The sequence below is a fragment of the Actinomadura monticuli genome (assembly GCF_041463655.1).
GTDB classification, from domain to species: domain Bacteria; phylum Actinomycetota; class Actinomycetes; order Streptosporangiales; family Streptosporangiaceae; genus Spirillospora; species Spirillospora monticuli.
Genome location: NZ_JAXCEI010000016.1, coordinates 41,941 through 60,623, shown reverse-complemented (window position 1 = coordinate 60,623; position 18,683 = coordinate 41,941). Strand labels below are relative to the sequence as shown.

The window sequence follows — 18,683 nt, the reverse complement described above, 5'->3', positions numbered from 1 at the left end:
CCGCCGCCGCGGGCCCCCGCCGGATCATTCGTTGAAGAGGCGGCCGTAGTCGGCCATGGCGAGGGCGACGTCGGCCTGCGCCCAGAACCGGTGGTAGTTGAACACCGGCGCGGTCGAGCTGGAGCCGTCCGCGTAGGCCATGACGCGCTGGTAGTCGGGGTCGCTCTTGTAGAAGGAACGGATGGACATGAAGGTCGAGCCGGAGTTGATCGGGTCGCCGTTCGGCATCTCCCCGGACCAGCCGGACGGGATGTAGACCGGGTCCGTGACGCGCTTGTAGTCGGACTTGGTCTCCGGCACCGACACGCCCTTGGTGTCGGCGTGCTTCCAGATGGCGTCGAGCAGGTCCTTGGCCATCTGCCTGGCGTCGGCGTCACCGGACTTGGCGGCGTAGTACGCCAGGGTCTTGGCGTACGCGGCGGCCACGCCGACGTCGTTGGTGTAGTCCTGCACGGAGACGTGCAGGCCGCTGTTCGCCGGCGGCATGCCGCTGGCCGAGGACCAGTTCGCGTCCGGCTGCCCGGTCCACTTGAGCGTGGACGGGATCTGCATGGCGCCCGTGGACGGGTCGACCGTCGTGTTCGCCAGCGCCCAGTCCACCCACTTGTCCAGGATCGCCTTGGCGTTCGCGTCCCCGGTGACCTGGTAGTACTCGGCGACGCGCTCCATCGACCACGCCTGGAACCCGAACCACTGGTTGCTGGGCGGGTCGTGGTAGACGGGCTGCCAGTCATAGGCCATGCCGAAGAACTCGGTGAGGCCGGTCGGCGGGGTGCTGTAGCTGCCCTCCCAGCTGTTGGTGACGCCGCCGGCGATGCCGCCCTCGGCGGACTGCAGCCACTTGTAGAGCTGCAGCTGCCGGGTGAGGCTCTTCTCCCAGTCGGCCTTGGCCGTCGCGCCCTTGGGGGCGAGCGCGGCGTCGTTCACCAGCGCGTAGGCGGCCAGGGGGTTCTGGTACCCGAAGTGCGAGGCGCCGTCGCCGATTCGCCAGGACCAGCCGGCGCTGGTGTCGGTCGCGCCGCCCCAGGCGTAGTACCAGGACAGCAGGTAGTGCTCGCTGTCCTTGCCCGTCCCGGCCGGGCAGGACGTGGAGTGGCAGTCGCCGATCTTCTTGAAGTACTTGTCGAAGAACGAGTACCGCAGGTAGTCGCCCATCTTCCCGGCCTTGGCCACGGTGCCGGAGACGGCGCCGGCCTTGCCCTGGTCCCCGGCCCAGACGTTCGCCCAGTACGCGGCCTGGATGGCGCGCGCGTCGGCGTCCGGTGCGTCGGTGAACTTCCACTGCTTTGCGTAGGACGAGTCGCCGATGAACAGGTCGAGGTAGCCGTTGGGGCCGCCGAAGGCGAACTTGTCGCAGGTCGGCTGCGGGACGGTCTCGAACACCGACTCCTGGGAGCCGCGCTGGTAGGTGTTGATGTAGGACGGGCCGTCGGCCCCGGGGCCCTCCTCGCAGCCGCCGCCCGGCGTGTTGCCGTAGCCGTACACATTGTCGACGTCCTGCAGCCAGTGCATGCCGTAGATGTCGTCGGTGCCGTAGGCGGACTTCAGCTCACTCGCGATCGGGTCCTGACCGACCGGGACGCTGCCGTCGATCTGCGACGGGTAGTCGCTCGGCAGCGGGTGCTCGGCGGCGTAGGTGGCGGGCTTGGACGCGTCGTAGAAGGAGTTCGTCGGCTGGTCCGCGTGCGTCGGGACCATGTACTTCTCCATCAGCGCCCAGGAGGCGTTGAAGGGGGCCCAGTTCTGCGTGACCTTGCCGTACATGGCCTCCAGCCAGATGAGGTAGCTGTAGGCCTCGGACGTCGTCTCGTGCCCGTGGTCGGGGGCCTCGACCATGAACGTCTCGACCGAGTGGTACGGGATGCCCTCGGGGCTGAAGTACCCGTTCGCGGGGTCCTTGATCTTATTGTACTGGTCGAGGAACCGCTGGGTGTAGGTGTCGCCGCCGGTGGCCACCTCGGTCGCGGTGACCTCGGCCGCCGCGTAGCCGTCGGCGGACGAGGTGAACGTCGCCTCGCCGGTCCCGGAGTCGTCCGCGGTGATCGTCACGTTCTGCGCGGTGGACCAGTTCTGCGGCGTGAACGCGAGCGTCCCGCCGCCGGTCACCGACAGGCCGCTGTTGCCGGAGGTGCGCGCCGTCGTCACGGTGACGTCCGAGGACGGCGCCTCCGACAGCTTCACCGCGTAGGTGGCGGTGGACCCTTGCGCCACGGTCAGGGTGGCGGGGCTCGCGACGATGCTCGCCTCGGCCGTGACGGTGATGCCGACGGGCGCGGACTCGGCCGTCCCGCCGGCGCTGTCGGTCACCCTGGCGTAGATCGAGTGGTCGCCCGCCGCCGACGGCGTCCAGCTGAGGCCGTAGGGAGCGCTGGTGTCGGCGCCGAGCGAGCCGTTCTGGTCGAAGAACTCGACCTTGGACACGGTCGCGCCGGTCCCGGCCGTCGCGGTCGCGGCGAGCGGCACCGAGGCGCCCACCGAGTACGTCGCCCCGGCCGCCGGGCTGGTCAGCGCGACCTTGGGGGCAGAGGTGCCGCCGTTGCAGGTCGTGCCGTTCAGGGTGAACGACGCCGGATCGGTGTTCGTCCCGCTGTAGGTGAACTGCCCGCCGACGCTCACGGTCGCACCGCCGGCCAGCGACCCGTTCCAGCTCTCGTTCTGGACGGTGACGTCCTGGCCCGACTGCGACCACTTGCCCGACCAGCCGTTGGTCAGCTTCTGGTTTCCCGAGTAGGAGTACTTCAGCGTCCAGCCGTTCAGCGCGTCGCCCTGGTTGGTGATGTCGATGGTCGTGGTGAAGCCGCCGCCCCAGTCGTTCTTCTTGTAGACGACCTTGCACGCGGCGGCCGCCGCGGCCGTGGGCGCCAGTACGCCGAGGCCGCCGCAGAGCAGGGTCAGCGTCGCGCTAACGGCGGTGAGCGCGCGCCATCGTTGCCGTCTTCTCACTTCGGGTTCCTTCCTGAGTCGCCCGCCGTGCGGGCATGGCGGGCTCCACCGCCGGCGGACTCCGGCGGTGGCTTCCCGCAGGGGGCGCGCCCGGGACGGGACGCGCGTCAGGCCGGGGCCGTCAACCGGACTCCCGGATGATCAACTTGGTGCGCAGCACGACGCCGCGCTCGGTGCTGGGCCTGCCGCCGGTGCAGGCGCGCAGCTCGCGGGCGAGCCGGGCGCCGAGGTCCTCGGCCGGCTGCCGGACGGTCGTCAGCCGGGGCCGCACCTGCCGGGCGACGGGGGCGTCGTCGAAGCCGACGACGGCCACGTCGTCGGGGACGCGGCGGCCCGCCCGGCGCAGCGCGCTGAGCGCGCCGACCGCCATCTGGTCGGACGCGGCGAGCACGGCGTCGACGTCCGGGCGGCGCTCCAGCAGCCGGCGCATCGCCCGCTCGCCGGACAGCCGCCCGAAGTCGCCCTGGCAGACCAGCCCGTTGACGCCCATCCCGGCCTCGCGGGCGGCGAGCCGGTAGCCGGCCAGCCGGTCGACGGCCGCGCCCGTGTCGGCGGGCCCGGCGATGGTGCCGATGCGGCGGCGGCCGGTGGTGAGCAGGTGCCGGACGGCGGCGTGCGCGCCGCCGCGGTTGTCGACGTCGACGTACGGCAGCGCCACCTCGTCGAGGGGGCGGCCGGCCAGCACGACGGGGGCGCCGGCCGCGGCCTGCACGAGCGGGGCGACCTGGTCGCGGCGGGCGCCGACGAGCAGCACGCCCTCGGCCCGGCCGCCGCGCAGGTAGCCGGTGGTGGCGCGCCACTCGTCCGGCCGGCCGGCCATGAGGACGACGAGCGGCGCGCGGCCGTCCAGATCGCGCCGCACGCCCCACAGCAGGCGCGCGAAGTACGGGTCGCCGAGGACGCGGCAGGCGTCCTCGCAGACGACCGCCGCGATCGTGCCGGACGACTCCCGGTCGGGGGAGCCGCCGCGGCGGCGGACGTAGCCGAGCCGTTCGACGGCCGCCTCGACCTGGAGGCGGGCCGTCCGGCTGACCCTGGCGGAGCCGTTGAGGACGCGGGACGCGGTCGCGGGCGACACTCCGGCGAGCTCGGCGACGTGGGCGAGGGTCGGGGGCCGGTCGGGAAGGGCGGGGTCTTCTGGGGGGTGGGTGATGGTCACGCTTCGGCACTCCCTTCGGGGGTTCCCGGCCATGTGCGGGAGGACCGGGTCGGGAGTAGTGGGAGCGCTCCCAAGAATGTGATCGGACGCCGATCGTGTCAAGGGTCATAGGCCGATCGGACAAAGGGAAGCGGCCCCGGTCCCTCACCGCGCGCGCGAGGCGGCGTGAAAAGTCGTGAAAGGAATGGAACGGGGGTTCCATGTCGCGTCCGACCCGTTCTACGTTCACCGCAGTCCAGGAGTGGGAGCGCTCCCAAGCTGACAGATCCGACGTGAAAGCGGAGAGCCCATGAGACCGCCTTCCCCGCGCACCGCCGCGGTGGCCGCGCTCGCCGGCGCCGTGTGCGCGGCCGGCTCGCTGGCCGCCGGCGCCGGAGCCGTGCTCGGCGCGCCCGCCGCCAACGCCGCCGTCGCCTGCGAGGTCGACTACACCACCAACGACTGGGGCACGGGCTTCACGGCCGCCGTCACCATCACCAACCGCGGCCCGGCCGTGAACGGCTGGACGCTCACGTACTCCTACACCGGGAACCAGCGGCTGGCGAACGGCTGGAACGGCCGGTGGTCGCAGTCCGGCCAGGCCGTCACCGTCGTCAACGAGAGCTGGAACGGCTCCCTGGCCACCGGCGCCGCGGTGCAGGCCGGAGCCCAGTTCACCTATAGCGGGGACAACGCCGACCCGACCGGCTTCGCCGTGAACGGGACGGCCTGCAACCGAGACGAGGAGCCGACCGAAACCCCGACGACGCCCACCACTCCCCCGCCCGGCGGACCCGCGCCGAAGCTGAGCGTCTCCGGCGACACGTTCGTCGACGCCGCCGGCGAGACGGTCCGGCTGCGCGGGGTGAACCGGTCCGGCGGCGAGTTCGCCTGCGTCCAGGGCAACGGCATCTGGGACGGCCCGATGGACGCCGCGTCGGTCGCGGCGATCAGGAGCTGGAACGCCAACGCCGTCCGGGTGCCGCTCAATTCCGACTGCTGGCTGGGGCTGGACAACGTCGATCCGGCCTACCGCGGAGCCGCGTACCAGAACGCGGTGAAGAACTACGTCGGGCTGCTTGAGGAGAACGGCATCACGCCCATTCTTGAACTGCACTGGAGCCACGGCCTGTGGACCGGCAATGACAACCATTGCGACACGGCCGCCGCCGAATGTCAGAAGCCGATGCCGGACGCCGAATACGCGACCGAGTTCTGGAGGCAGGTGGCCGGCGCGTACAACAACGACACGGCCGTCGTGTTCGACCTGTTCAACGAGCCGTATCCGAACAACCTCCAGGTCATGGACTACGGCCAGTCGTGGAAGTGCTGGCGCGACGGCGGCCCGGACTGCACCGGCCTCACCTACGAGGCCGCCGGGATGCAGGACCTGCTCGACGCCGTCCGCTCCACCGGGGCCGAGAACGTCGTCATGGTGGCGGGCAGCAGCTACTCCAACGACCTGTCGCAGTGGCTCGCGCTGAAGCCGTCCGACCCGGCCGGGAACCTCGCCGCCGCCTGGCACTCCTACAACTTCAACTACTGCAAGGACGCGTCCTGCTGGGACCGGCAGCTGGCGCCCGTCGCCGCCGAGGTCCCGCTCGTCGCCGGCGAGATCGGCGAGAACACCTGCGGCCACTCCTACGTCGACACGCTGATGGCCTGGCTCGACGCGCGCGGCGCGTCCTACCTCGGCTGGACGTGGAACACCTGGGACTGCTCCAGCGGCCCCTCCCTGATCAGCTCCTACGACGGTACTCCCACCGCGTACGGAGCCGGGCTCCGCGACCACCTGCGGTCGGCCCGCTGACCACCCGGAAGAAGTCCACCCCAACCAGATGGAGGAATCCGGATGAAACACCCCCATGCGCGCAGGAGGCCCGGCGCCCGGCGCCGCGGCGCCGCGACCGCCGCGGCGGTCGTCCTGCTCGCCTCAGGCACGGTCGCGCTGGCCCAGGCCCAGGCCAGCGCGGCCGCCGGCTGCAAGGTCGACTACAGCACCAACGACTGGGGCTCCGGCTTCACCGCCTCCGTGACCGTCACCAACCTCGGCGACGCCATCAGCGGCGGCTGGACGCTGGAGTGGGACTTCGCCGGCAACCAGCAGGTGACCTCGGGCTGGAACGGCACGTTCAGCCAGTCCGGACAGCACGTCACCGTGAAGAACCCGAGCTGGGCCCCGGCGCTCGGGACGAACGCGTCGGCCAACCCCGGGTTCCAGGGCACCTACTCCGGCTCGAACTCGGCTCCCACCCAGTTCAAGCTCAACGGGACCGTGTGCGACGGGTCGACGGGCGACCCCGGAGACCCCGGCGATCCCGGAGACCCGGGTGGCGGCGACCGCGTCGAGAACCCGTACGCGGGCGTGCAGCAGTACGTGAACCCCGAATGGTCCGCGCACGCCGCCGCCGAGCCCGGCGGCAGCGCGGTCGCGAACCAGCCGACCGGCGTGTGGCTGGACCGGATCGCCGCGATCGAGGGCGTCAACGGCGGGATGGGGCTGCGCGACCACCTCGACGCCGCCCTCGAGCAGGGCGCCGGGCTGGTCAACCTCGTCGTCTACGACCTGCCCGGCCGGGACTGCTCGGCGCTCGCCTCCAACGGCGAGCTGGGCCCGACCGAGCTCGACAAGTACAAGACGCAGTTCATCGACCCGATCGCGGAGATCCTCGGCGACGCGAAGTACGCCGACCTGCGGATCGCCGCGGTGGTGGAGATCGACTCGCTGCCCAACCTGATCACCAACGCGGGCGACCGGCCGACCGCCACCGAGAACTGCAACGTCATGAAGGAGAACGGCAACTACCAGAAGGGCATCGCCTACGCGCTGCAGGAGCTCGGCGCCCTGTCCAACGTCTACAACTACATCGACATCGGCCACCACGGCTGGATCGGCTGGGACGACAACTTCGGCCCGACCGCGCAGCTGCTCGCCCAGGTGGCCGACATGTCCGGCTCGAAGGGCAACGTCGCCGGGTTCATCACCAACACCGCGAACTACGGCGCGACGACCGAGCCCTACTTCACCATCAACGACAGCGTGAACGGCACGTCCGTCCGCGAGTCGGACTGGGTGGACTGGAACCGGTACGTGGACGAGCAGTCCTACGCGCAGGCGTTCCGCCAGGAGCTCATCGGCGAAGGGTTCGACTCCGGGATCGGCATGCTCATCGACACCAGCCGCAACGGCTGGGGCGGCTCCGAGCGTCCGACCGGGCCCGGCCCGAAGACGGATGTGAACGCCTACGTGGACGGCGGCCGGACCGACCGCCGCATCCACCTCGGCAACTGGTGCAACCAGGCGGGAGCGGGCCTCGGCGAGCGGCCGAAGGCGGCCCCCGCGTCCGGCATCGACGCCTACGTGTGGATGAAGCCTCCGGGCGAGTCGGACGGGGCGAGCTCGGAGATCCCGAACGACGAGGGCAAGGGCTTCGACCGGATGTGCGACCCGACCTATGAGGGCAACCCGCGCAACAACAACCACATTAGCGGCGCCCTGCCGGACGCGCCCCTGTCCGGCCACTGGTTCTCCGCCCAGTTCCAGGAACTGCTGCGGAACGCCAACCCGCCCGTCCAGTAACCACCCCAAGGGAGGAAACGGCCCCGTGACCCGCTCCCGGTCACGGGGCCTCTCCCTGTCCGGGGCGGCCGGCCCCGCCCGCGGTCCGGCCGGAACGGGAGCGGCCCGCGGCGTCCCCTGTCGGACGCCGCGGGCCGTGTTCTGGTGGAGCCTGTCTCCGGTGGTGCCGCGTTCTGGTGGGAGCAGGAATCCGTCGGGAGCGGTCAGGAGGTCATGCAGTGCGCTTCGAGGTCCGTCGCCGAGCCCGGGGCGTTCGCGGTGAACCCGAACGTCGTCGAGGCGCCGACGGCCAGCGAGCCGTTCCAGTCCGCGTTCTTCACCGTGACGTCCGGACCGGACTGCGTGTAGGTGCCGTTCCACAGGCTGCCGACCGTCTCGCCGTTGGCGAAGGTGAAGTGGGCCGTCCAGCCGTTCAGCGGGAGCGTGCCGGTGTTGGTGACCTTGACCTCGCCCTGGTAGCCGCCTCCCCAGCCGTTGATGGAGCGGTACTCGGCGGTGCACACCTTGCCGGGCGTGCCGGGCGGGTCGGTGGGGTCGGTGGGCGGGTCGGTCGGGTCGCCGTCGCCCTCGCCGACGCCCGTCACCTCGCCGTTCCCGCCGTCGAACACGACGTCGGAGCAGCCGTAGAACGTCTCGTTGCTGTCCGAACGCTGCCACACGGTGTAGATGATGTGGCGGCCGGTCTTGCCGGACGGGAGCCGGGCGTTCCAGTGGTAGTACGCGTCCTCGCTGCCGGGCGAGCCGACGCTCGGCGGGTCGGTGGCGCTGTAGAACGGCTGGGCCTCCAGGTCGTCCCAGCTGAGCGGGCGGGTCGGGCTCCAGGTGTCCTTGGTGATGTAGGTGCGGAACGTCCCCGGGTGGGCCGCCCACTTGTTGTACCTGAACTCGAGGTCCGCGCCGGACGTCAGGTGCGTGACCGGCCAGTCGTCGCGGGCCAGGTCGTAGCCGCTGAAGTCGTACACGACCGCGCCGCCGCTGCACAGCTCCCCGTCGGGGATGAAGCCGCGGGTGCGGCCCGCGCCGTCCGAGCGGAGCACCGCGAACCAGTTGTAGAGCGAGTTCGAGCCGCTCTGCGCGACGGCCGCCGCGCACGCGGGGTTGTGCGGGACGATCTGCCCGGTCGAGGACAGCCCGTCCTTCCAGCACAGGTACGTGCGGCTGCCCGGCACCATCATCGCGCCGTGCGCGGACGCCGGCACGGCCGTGACCAGGGCGCCCGCCAGCATGGCGGGGCCGAGCACCGACCCCGCCAGCAGCGCTCTTCGTCTTCGCTTTCCCATCGTCCTCCCGTCCAGGGGCCGAGGAAGGTCCTGTCCAAGCGGACGCTAGCTCCGTGGCGGCGGGGCCCGGAACGGTCCTTTCACCCTTTCACCCGAAGGGCGCGGCGGCAGGACCGAGCGGCCCGGACGATGCCGTCCGGGCCGTGCCGCGGCGGGGCTCAGCCCTTGGTGGCGCCGGCCGTCAGGCCCCCGATCAACTGGCGTTCGGCGACGGCGTAGAAGGCGATCGCGGGCACCATCGCCAGCACGATGTAGGCGATGACGAGCGCGTAGTTCGTCGAGTACTGCCCCTGGAACTGCTGGATGCCGACGGGGATCGTCTGCCATTTCGGGTCGGCGAGCACCAGCAGCGGCAGGAAGAAGTTGTTCCAGCTCGTCACGATGGCGAGGACCGACACGGTGCCGAGGGCGGGCCGCGCCATCGGCAGCAGGATGCGCCAGAAGAACCCGAGGCGGGTGCAGCCGTCCATGATGGCGGCCTCCTCCAGCTCGGCGGGGATCGTCCGGAAGAAGGACCGCAGGATGATGATCGTGATGGGCAGCGCGAACGCGGCCTGCGGCAGGATGATGCCGAGCGGGTTGTCCAGCAGCCCGAACGAGCGCAGCAGGACGAACAGCGGCAGCACCGCCACCGCGGGCGGGAACATCAGCCCCGCCGCGAACAGCGTGAAGAAGAACTCGCGGCCCCGGAAGGCGTAGCGGGCGAACGCGAACGCCGCCAGCGCCGACACCGCGACGGTGATCAGCGTGGTGGCGACGGCGATCAGCACGCTGTTGGCGATCTGCCGCCAGAAGTCGCCGGACGACAGGATGCCGGTGTAGTTGGACACCTTCCACGGGTGCGGCAGCCCCAGCGGGTCCGCGGTGAGGTCGCCGGTGGTCTTGAAGCCGGAGATCACCGCGTACAGCAGGGGGACGACGACGAAGGAGCCGAGTACCCACACCAGCGTGTGCCGGGACAGGCTCCGCGCCATGCCCGCTCTCATGCCCGCTCTCATCGGCGGCCCCCCGCGTTGGTGACCGCGCCCTGCAGGTCGCGGCGCAGCGCGTACCGCTGGTACAGCAGGGAGAAGACCAGGCAGATGAGGAACATGACGACGCTGATCGCGCCCGCGTAGCCCATCTGGTAGCGCTTGAAGCCGAACTGGAACATGGTGACGGCCATCGTCTCCGTGGAGTGCGTCGGCCCGCCCGTCGTGGTGACCCACACGAGGTCGAACAACTGGAGGGAGCCGATGACGGACAGGAACACGCTGATGCGCAGCGTCGGGCCGAGCAGCGGCAGCGTGACGCTGCGGAAGCGCCGCCACGGGCCCGCCCCGTCGATCGCGGCGGCCTCCAGCACCTCCGTCGGGATGCCCTGCAGCCCGGCGAGGTAGATCATCATGTGGAAGCCGAAGTACTTCCACGTCATGACGGCGAACAGGGTGGGGAGCGCGGTGTCGGGGTCGGCGAACCACCTGCCGGCGAGGTCGCCGAGCAGCGGCAGGTCCTCGACGATCTTGTCGGCGAGTCCGCTGCCGGGCAGGAAGATGATGCCGAACAGGACGCCCGCGATCACCTCGGACAGGATGTAGGGCGCGAAGAAGATCGCCCGGTAGACCGCCCGCCCGCGCATCCGCTGGTTCAGCAGGACGGCCGCGCCGAGCGCGATCGGGAGCTGGACGGCGATCGAGAACACGATGATCAGCAGGCCGCGCCACAGGTCGCCGCGGAAGACGGGGTCGTCGGCCAGCTTGCGGTAGTTGCCGAGACCGGTGAAGTCCTCGGGCCAGCCGAAACCGCCCCAGCGGAAGAAGCTCGTGTAGAACGCGACGAAGATCGGGATCAGGACGAAGAAGAAGAACAGCAGCAGGGCGGGGAGCAGGAACCAGGTGCTGGACGCCCAGCCGCGCAGCCGCTCCCCGGTCGACGCCCTGGGGCCCCGCCTGCGCGGGGCCCGTGCGGCGTGCCGCGGCCGGTCGTCGGTCGTGGCGGACAGGGTCATTGGCTCTTGGCCACCTTGGTGACCGACTCGGTGACCTGCTGGGGCGTCTTCTTGCCCCCGATCAGCGCCGCGACGCTGTCATTGACCTCCTGGCCGACCGCGGGCGGGAACGCCTGGTCGAGGTAGAGCTGGAACCCGGTGGAGGAGTTCAGCGCGTCGGCGACCAGCTTGCGGTTCTTGTCGAGCTCGTTCTCCGCGCCCTTGACGACCGGCATGAAGGCGCCCGAGGAGACGAGCTTCTTCTCGTTCTCCATGTTCATCAGGAACGCCAGGAAGTCGATGGCCTCCTTGGGGGCGTCCTTGCTGAGCGCGTGCCCGTTGCCGCCGCCGAACACCTCGGTGGCCTGGCCCTGGCCGCCCTCCACGCTCGGGAAGGGGAACCAGCCGAGGTCGTCGCCCAGGTCCTTGCCGGAGGCGTCCTTCTCCACCGCGGGCGCCCACTGCCCCATCAGCTCCATGGCGGCCTTGCCGCCGCCCATGGTCGCGGCCTGTCCGCCGGGCGTGTCGTAGCCGGCGTTCTGGAAGCCCTTCTGGAAGGGATCCAGGTCGGCGAGCTCCTTGAGCTTCTGGCCTGCGGAGACGAACGCCGGGCCGCTGAAGTCGTTGGCCTTCTCGGCCTGCTGCAGTGCGGGCAGACCGCCGATGCGCATCGCGAGGTAGGCCCAGTAGTACATCTCGGGCCACTTGTCCTTGCCGGCGACGGCGATGGGGGTGATCCCCGCGGACTTGAGCTTGCGGACGGCGTCCAGGTACTCGGTCCAGGTCTTCGGGGTGTCCTTGATCCCGGCCTTCTCGAAGTGCGCCTTGTTGTACCAGAAGCCCACGCCGCCCATGTCGTACGGGATGGCGTAGGTCTTGCCGTCGAACTGGTACGGCTTCTGCGACACCGGCGTCATGGTGCCGAGGATGGCGGAGCCGTCGGAGGTGACGTCCTTGACCAGGCCGGCGTCGATCTGCTGCTTGAGGACGCCGCCGCCCCAGGTGACGAAGATGTCCGGCAGCTTGCCGGAGGCGGTGAGCGCCGTCATCTTCGACTTGAACGCCTCGTTCTCCAGGTTGGTGAGCTTGATCCGGACGTTCGGGTGCGCGGCCTCGTAGGCCTTGGCGATCTGCGGATAGAGCGTCTTGGACGGCTCGGTGGTCGCGATGTCCATCCACTCGACGGTGACCTTGCCGCCGCCCCCCGAGTCGCCGTCGCCGCAGGCGGCGAGGAGGGGCGCGGCGGTGATCGCCACGGTGCCCGCGGAGACCGCGGTCAGGAACGAACGGCGCGACAGGTGTGGGATGCCCATGGTGGCCTCCTGGATCGGGGGGTGGGCTGGCCTGGACCGGCGGGCGGGTGACCGTCCCGCGTCGAAAGCTTTTCGAAACTCTTCGAGCTTGCCGTTGCCGTGGAACTCTAAGAAAGGGCCACCCCAGGGTCAAGACTTCGACGCTCGTTGACCTAAATGAAATGTTGAGAAGTCCGACTCGGGGGCTAGGAGCGAGCGAAACATTGCGATACTGTTCGCAATCGTTTCCTCGGGGAGGAGTGAAGCGTGCCCGTGCGCACCACCGATGAGATGCCGGACCCCCCGGCCCGGCCCACCCTGGCGCTGATCGCGGCGGAGGCGGGAGTCTCCCCCGCCACGGTCTCCAAGGTCCTGAACGGCCGCACCGACGTGGCCGCCGCGACCCGCGAGCGGGTGGAGGCGCTGCTGCGCACCCACAACTACCCCGGTCCGGGCGGCTCCCGCCGGGCCCGCAGGTCCGGCCTGATCGACCTCGTCCTCGCCGGGCTCGACAGCCCGTGGGCGGTGGAGATCCTGCGCGGTGTGGAGGCCGAGTGCGCCGAGCACGGCACCGGCGTCGTCGTCTCGCTCGTCCGCGACGACGACGCCCGGCCGCCGAGCTGGCAGAACCTGCCCGCGCTGCACCACAGCGACGGGGTCATCCTGGTGACCTCCCGGATGACGCGCCGCCAGCGCGAGCAGCTGGAGCGGGCCGGTGTCGGGCTCGTCCTGGTCGACCCGGTGAACCTGCCGGACACCGACATCGCCAGCGTCGGCGCCACCAACTGGGCCGGCGGGATGGCCGCCACCGAGCACCTGATCGAGCTCGGCCACCGCCGCATCGCGATGATCGGCGGCCCCGCCGACATGCTCTGCACCCAGGCCCGGGTGGACGGCTACCGGACGGCGCTGGAGCGCGCCGGTATCGAGGTCGACAAGGACCTCGTCCGCTACGGCGACTTCCACCACCAGGGCGGGTTCGCCCGCACCCGCGAGCTGCTGGAGCTCCCCGAGCCGCCGACCGCGATCTTCGCGGGCAGCGACGAGCAGGCCATGGGCGCCTACCAGGCGGCGCGGCTCGCCGGGCTGCGCATCCCCGAGGACCTCAGCGTCGTCGGCTTCGACGACCTGCCCACCTGCGAATGGCTCTCGCCGCCGCTGACGACCGTCCGGCAGCCGCTGGAGGAGATGGGGCGCGTCGCGGCCCGCACCCTGCTCCAGCTGCTGGACGGCCGGCCGCCGCTGACCCCGCGCGTGGAGCTGGCCACCGACCTGCGTGTCCGCGCCTCCACCGCACCGCCGCACCCCACCGCACCGCCGCACCCCACCGCACCGCCGCACCCCACCACACCGCCGCACCCCACCGCGCCGCCGCACCCCACCACGCCGGTCCACACGGAGGAACGATGACCGAAGCCGTCCCGGCCGCGAGCGCGACCCGCGAGCCCTGGCAGGACCGCGGGTCGCCGGTCGCCGAGCGGGTCGCCGACCTGCTGGCCCGGATGACCCTGGAGGAGAAGGCGGGGCAGCTCGCCGGGTTCTGGGCGATGCCCGCCGAGCCGGGCGAGCCGGTGGCCCCGATGGAGGACGACTCGCACGAGACCGCCCCGTCCCTGGACGAGGTCGTCGACCGGGGCCTCGGCCAGCTCACCCGCGTGTTCGGGACCGCTCCCGTCCCGGCCGCCGAGGGCGCCGCCCGGCTCCGCGAGCTGCAGCGGCGGATCGCCGCCGGCAACCGGTTCGGCATCCCGGCGATCGCGCACGAGGAGTGCCTCAACGGCTTCATGACGTGGGGCGCGACCGTGTTCCCGAGCCCGCCCGCGTGGGGCGCCGCCTTCGACGCCGAGCTGGTCGGCGAGATGGCCGCCGCGATCGCGGCGAGCATGCGCGCGGCCGGCGTCCACCAGGGCCTCGCGCCCGTGCTGGACGTCGTCCGCGACGCGCGCTGGGGCCGCACGGAGGAGTGCATCGGCGAGGACCCGTACCTCGTCGGGGTCCTCGGCACGGCCTACGTGAAGGCCATGGAGCGGGCCGGCGTCGTCACGACCCTGAAGCACTTCGCCGGCTACTCCGCCTCCCGCGCCGGCCGGAACATGGCGCCCGCGCCGGTCGGGCCGCGCGAGCTGGCCGACGTCATCCTCGAACCGTTCGTCATGGCGCTGCGCGAGGGCGGCGCCCGCTCGGTCATGCACTCCTACACCGACGTGGACGGGATGCCGTCCGCGGGGGACGAGCGGCTGCTGACCGGGCTGCTGCGCGACGAGCTGGGCTTCACCGGCACCGTCGTCGCCGACTACTTCGGCATCTCGTTCCTGGAGACCCGGCACCGGGTGGCCGGGTCGCGGGGCGAGTCCGGCGCGCTCGCGCTGCGCGCCGGGATCGACGTGGAGCTGCCGACCGTCCGCTGCTACGGCGACCCGCTGATCGAGCTGGTCCGGGCGGGCGCCGTCCCGGAGGAACTGCTGGACCGGGCGGCCGGCCGGGTGCTGGCGATGAAGGCCGAGCTGGGCCTGCTGGACGGCGTGCCCGGCGACGGGGACGGCGCGGCGCTGGACTTCGACCCGCCGGAGCACCGGGCCCTGGCCCGGCGGCTGGCCGAGGAGTCGGTCGTGCTGCTGTCCAACGACGGTGTGCTGCCGCTGCGCACCGGCGGCGGGGTCGTGGTGACGGGCCCGCTCGCGGAGGACCCGTTCGCGATGATGGGCTGCTACACGTTCCCGAGCCACGTCGGCCGCCAGCACCCCGAGCTGCCCCTCGGCGTGGAGATCCCGTCGGTGGCGGACGCGCTGCGCGCCGAGCTGCCCGGCGTCCGCGTGGCGGGCTCGAAGGACGTGTTCGTCGCCGACGACGCCGACATCGAGGCCGCCGCCGCGGCCGCCCGGGACGCCGAGGTGTGCGTGCTCGTGCTCGGCGACCGGGCGGGGCTGTTCGGCCGCGGCACGTCCGGGGAGGGCTGCGACGTCGAGACGCTCGCGCTGCCGGGGCGGCAGGCCGAGCTGGCCGAGGCGGTCCTGGACACCGGCACGCCGACGGTCGTCGTGATGCTGTCGGGCCGCCCCTACGCCATCGAGGGCGTCGCCGACCGGGCCGCCGCCGTCGTGCAGGCGTTCTTCCCCGGCGAGGAGGGCGGCCCGGCGGTCGCCGGCGTCCTCGCCGGGCGGGTCGACCCGTCCGGGCGGATGCCGATCAGCGTGCCGCGCCGCGCGTCCGGCCCGCCGACCACCTACCTGCGCGCGCCGATGGACGGCGGGCACGACTGGAGCACGGTCGACCCGGTCCCGCTGTACCCGTTCGGCCACGGCCTGACCTGGACGACGTTCGAGTACTCCGATCTGGAGGTCGGCGAGCGCGCGGCCACGGACGGGGCGGTCACGGTCAGCGCCGTCGTCCGCAACACCGGGGACCGCGCGGGCACGGAGGTCGCCCAGCTGTACCTGTCCGACCCGGTCGCGTCGGTGGTGCGGCCGGTGCGCTGGCTCGCCGGGTGGGCCCGGGTGCGGCTGGAGCCGGGCGAGGCGGCCCGGGTCGCGTTCGAGGTGCACGCCGACCGGACCTCCTTCACGGGGGCCGCCCTGCGGCGCGTCGTCGAGCCCGGCGCCGTCGGGGTCGAGGTCGGGCGGTCGAGCGCCGACCTGCCGCTGCGCGGGTCGTTCACCCTGGAGGGACCCGTCCGGGAGCCGGGCCCCGACCGCGTGATGACCGTCCCCGTGGAGGTGACGCCGCTATGACCCGGTTCGGGAACCCGGTGCTGCCCGGCTGCCATCCCGACCCGTCGATCTGCCGCGTGGGCGGCGACTTCTACCTCGTGACGTCCACGTTCGAGTGGTTCCCCGGGCTGCCGGTCTTCCACAGCCGCGACCTGGTGCACTGGCGGCCGGCCGGGCACGCGCTGGACCGGCCGGACCAGCTGCCGCTGGACGGGGTGCCCGCGTCCGGCGGCCTGTACGCGCCGACCCTGCGCCACCACGACGGGACCTTCTACCTGGTGTGCACCCTCGTGGACGGGACCGAGTGGTCCGGGCACTTCGTGATGACCGCGTCCGACCCGGCGGGGCCGTGGTCGGACGCGCACCGGCTGGACGGCGCGGGCATCGACCCGTCGCTGTTCTTCGACGACGACGGCCGCGCCTGGTGCACCGGCACGCGGCTGACCGGGCGGTACGAGGGGCACACCGAGATCTGGCTGCGCGAGTTCGACCCGGCGGCCCTGGCGCTGACCGGGCCCGAGCACGTGATCTGGGACGGCGCGGTGAAGGGGTCGATCTGGTCGGAGGGCTCCCACCTCTACAAGATCGGCGGGCGGTACCACCTCCTCACCGCGGAGGGCGGCACCGCGCTCGACCACGCCGTCATGATCGCGCGGGCCGACGCGGTGACCGGCCCGTACGAGGGCAGCCCGCGCAATCCGGTGCTGACCCACCGGAACTTCGGCACCGGGCACCCCGTCGTCGGCACGGGGCACGCCGACCTGGTGGAGACGCCCGGCGGCGAATGGTGGATGGTCCTGCTGGCGATGCGCCCGCACGGCGGGGACCGGTGCGTCCTCGGGCGCGAGACCTTCCTGACCCCTCTCGCCTGGGAGGACGGCTGGCCCGTCACCGGCGGGCGCGTCGAGCCGAGCCATCCGGCGCCGTCGCTGCCGCCGTGCCCGTGGCCGGCCGTCCCGCGGGGCGGGCCGTTCGACGGCCCGGAACTCGGCCCGGAGTGGACCATGCTGCGGCCGCCGCGCGAGCGGTGGTGGAGCCTGGCCGAGCGGCCGGGGCAGCTGCGGCTGCGCGTCCGCCCGGAGAGCCTCTCGGACGTCGCCAACCCGTCGTTCGTGGGCCGGCGCCAGCAGCACCACGACTTCGCCGCCTTCACCGCGCTGGACTTCACACCGGCGGACGAGGAGTGGGCGGGGCTGGCGCTCGTCCAGAACAACGACTTCCACGTCCTGCTGGTGTCGGCGGCCGAGGGCGTGCTCCTGGTGAAGCGCGAGCAGGGCGTCGAGACGGTGCTCGCCAAGGCGCCGCCCGCTCCCGGGCGGGTCGGTCTCGGCTTCGAGGCCCGCGGGCGCTGGTACCAGGCGTCCTACAGCCCGGAGCCGGGCGTCTGGGCCCCGCTCGGCGACCCCGTGGACGGCGACCTCCTGACCAGCCAGGTCGCGGGCGGCTTCACCGGCGCCCTGATCGGCCTCTACGCCACCTCCAACGGGCGGGCGAGCGCGAACCACGCCGACTTCGCCTGGTTCGAGTACACCCCGGACCCGGGGACGCCCTAGAGCAGCAGCGCGGGGTCGGCGATCACGCGCTCCACCACCAGGCCGGCGGCGCCGAGGACGGCGGCGCCCTCGGCGAGGCCGGAGACCTCGACCGGCGGGACGCCCCGCCGCAGCGATCCCGGGCCGCCCGCGAGGACCTCCTCCAGCGGCGGGCGCACCCAGGCGGCCAGCGGGGAGAAGACGCCGCCGAGGACGACGGTGTCGGGGTCGATCAGGTTGACGACGGAGGCGAGCGCGCCGCCGAGCGCCCGCCCGGCCCGGGACACCGCGCCGAGGGCGGCCGCGTCGCCCGCCTCCAGCCGCTCGACGAGCCGGCCGACCGAGCCCCCGGGGCCGCCGGCGGGCCGCGTCGCCGGCAGGCCGGCCGCGCGCAGCATCGCCTCCTGCCCGGCGACCTGCTCCAGGCAGCCGCGCCCGCCGCAGGAGCACACCGGGCCGGCCGGCTCGGCGACGAGGTGGCCGAGTTCCCCGGCGAAGCCGTGCGCGCCGCGGAAGACCCGCCCGTCCACGACGATGCCGGCGCCGATCCCGATCTCACCCGACACGTGCACGAAGTCGCCGAACCGGGCGCCGCCGCCGAACCACAGCTCGCCGAGCGCCGCGAGGTTGGCCTCGTTGTCGTACTCGGCGGGCAGCGCCGCCGCGAGGCCGGGCGCGCCGGCGACGGGGACGTCGGTCCACCCGAGGTTCGGGGCGTGCCGCACCACCCCGCCCTCGCGGTCGAGCAGGCCGGGGAGGGCGATCGCGGCGCCCGCGACGGCCAGGCCCTGCCCGGCGGCGGCCGCGACGGCCTCGTCCGCGAGCGCGGACAGGGCGGCGAGGACGGCGCCGGGCTCCCGCCCGCGGTTGTCCGCGCTGACCACATGCCGGTACCGGACCTGCCGGGCGAGGTCGACGACGCAGGCGGCGAGGTAGTCGACGTTGACCTCCAGGCCGAGCCCGGCGGCGCCGTCGCCGCGGACGGACACGCCCACGCCAGGGCGTCCGCGCTCCCCCTCGTGCACGGGCGCGCCGTCCCGGACCAGCCCGGCGCCCTCCAGCAGGGCGACGAGGTTGGACACGGTGGTTTTGGTGAAGCCGGTCAGCTCGGCGAGCCGCGCCCTGGTCACGGGCTGGTGCCGGGCCACGTGCTCCAGGACGACGGCGAGGTTCCGCTCGCGCATCGTCGCGTGCCGGACGGGGGCGTTCGCGGACTTTGTCATGAATTAACCCTAAATGAAGCGC

The 18,683-nt window shown here is 72.5% G+C and carries 12 protein-coding genes; 5 read left to right on the top strand and 7 right to left on the bottom strand.

The window, feature by feature from the left end; genetic code table 11:
- Positions 1-24: 24 nt before the first annotated feature.
- Together SM611_RS29690 and SM611_RS29685 are read right to left on the bottom strand one after the other, a co-directional pair.
- Positions 25-2,943, bottom strand: coding sequence for a glycoside hydrolase family 48 protein (locus SM611_RS29690; protein ID WP_371953609.1), 2,919 nt, complete (start codon positions 2,941-2,943; stop codon positions 25-27).
- Between the two features lie 121 nt (positions 2,944-3,064).
- On the bottom strand, positions 3,065-4,102 hold the full coding sequence (locus SM611_RS29685; RefSeq protein ID WP_371953608.1) for a LacI family DNA-binding transcriptional regulator: 1,038 nt from the start codon (positions 4,100-4,102) through the stop codon (positions 3,065-3,067).
- Positions 4,103-4,391: 289 nt separating this feature from the next.
- Here SM611_RS29685 and SM611_RS29680 point away from each other — a divergent pair, with 289 nt between their 5' ends.
- A complete protein-coding gene (locus SM611_RS29680) occupies positions 4,392-5,891 on the top strand; it encodes a cellulase family glycosylhydrolase (RefSeq protein ID WP_371953607.1) in 1,500 nt (499 codons plus the stop codon).
- 42 nt (positions 5,892-5,933) lie between these two features.
- Positions 5,934-7,661: a glycoside hydrolase family 6 protein gene (locus SM611_RS29675; RefSeq protein ID WP_371953606.1), complete on the top strand. Its 1,728-nt coding sequence runs from the start codon at positions 5,934-5,936 to the stop codon at positions 7,659-7,661.
- Positions 7,662-7,864: 203 nt separating this feature from the next.
- Here SM611_RS29675 and SM611_RS29670 read toward each other — a convergent pair whose 3' ends face one another.
- The 4 genes from SM611_RS29670 to SM611_RS29655 form a co-directional block, all read right to left on the bottom strand.
- The gene (locus SM611_RS29670) at positions 7,865-8,941 is read right to left on the bottom strand and encodes a lytic polysaccharide monooxygenase auxiliary activity family 9 protein (RefSeq protein WP_371953605.1); all 1,077 of its coding nucleotides are present in this window, start codon (positions 8,939-8,941) and stop codon (positions 7,865-7,867) included.
- A 158-nt stretch (positions 8,942-9,099) separates the two neighbouring features.
- Entirely contained in the window at positions 9,100-9,927 is an 828-nt protein-coding gene (locus tag SM611_RS29665) for a carbohydrate ABC transporter permease (RefSeq protein WP_371953604.1), read from the bottom strand.
- An 8-nt stretch (positions 9,928-9,935) separates the two neighbouring features.
- A complete protein-coding gene (locus SM611_RS29660; protein WP_371953603.1) occupies positions 9,936-10,928 on the bottom strand; it encodes a carbohydrate ABC transporter permease in 993 nt (330 codons plus the stop codon).
- On the bottom strand, positions 10,925-12,220 hold the full coding sequence (locus SM611_RS29655) for an extracellular solute-binding protein (protein ID WP_371953602.1): 1,296 nt from the start codon (positions 12,218-12,220) through the stop codon (positions 10,925-10,927). Before SM611_RS29655 ends, SM611_RS29660 begins: the two co-directional genes overlap by 4 nt.
- A gap of 270 nt (positions 12,221-12,490) precedes the next feature.
- On the opposite strand from SM611_RS29655, the gene SM611_RS29650 reads away from it, so the two are divergent.
- From SM611_RS29650 to SM611_RS29640, 3 genes are read left to right on the top strand one after another with little or no spacing between them, the layout of a single operon-like run.
- The gene (locus SM611_RS29650; protein WP_371953684.1) at positions 12,491-13,609 is read left to right on the top strand and encodes a LacI family DNA-binding transcriptional regulator; all 1,119 of its coding nucleotides are present in this window, start codon (positions 12,491-12,493) and stop codon (positions 13,607-13,609) included.
- Positions 13,606-15,927 carry a beta-xylosidase/alpha-l-arabinosidase gene (locus SM611_RS29645; protein WP_371953601.1) on the top strand — a complete coding sequence of 774 codons (2,322 nt, stop codon included), beginning with the start codon at positions 13,606-13,608 and terminating at the stop codon, positions 15,925-15,927. Before SM611_RS29650 ends, SM611_RS29645 begins: the two co-directional genes overlap by 4 nt.
- Complete coding sequence (locus SM611_RS29640; RefSeq protein WP_371953600.1) at positions 15,924-17,459, top strand: glycoside hydrolase family 43 protein; 1,536 nt, start codon at positions 15,924-15,926, stop codon at positions 17,457-17,459. Before SM611_RS29645 ends, SM611_RS29640 begins: the two co-directional genes overlap by 4 nt.
- Here SM611_RS29640 and SM611_RS29635 read toward each other — a convergent pair.
- Positions 17,456-18,661, bottom strand: a complete 1,206-nt coding sequence (locus SM611_RS29635; protein WP_371953599.1) for an ROK family protein — start codon at positions 18,659-18,661, stop codon at positions 17,456-17,458. The two genes, SM611_RS29640 and SM611_RS29635, sit on opposite strands and share 4 nt — an antisense overlap.
- Positions 18,662-18,683 lie beyond the last annotated feature (22 nt).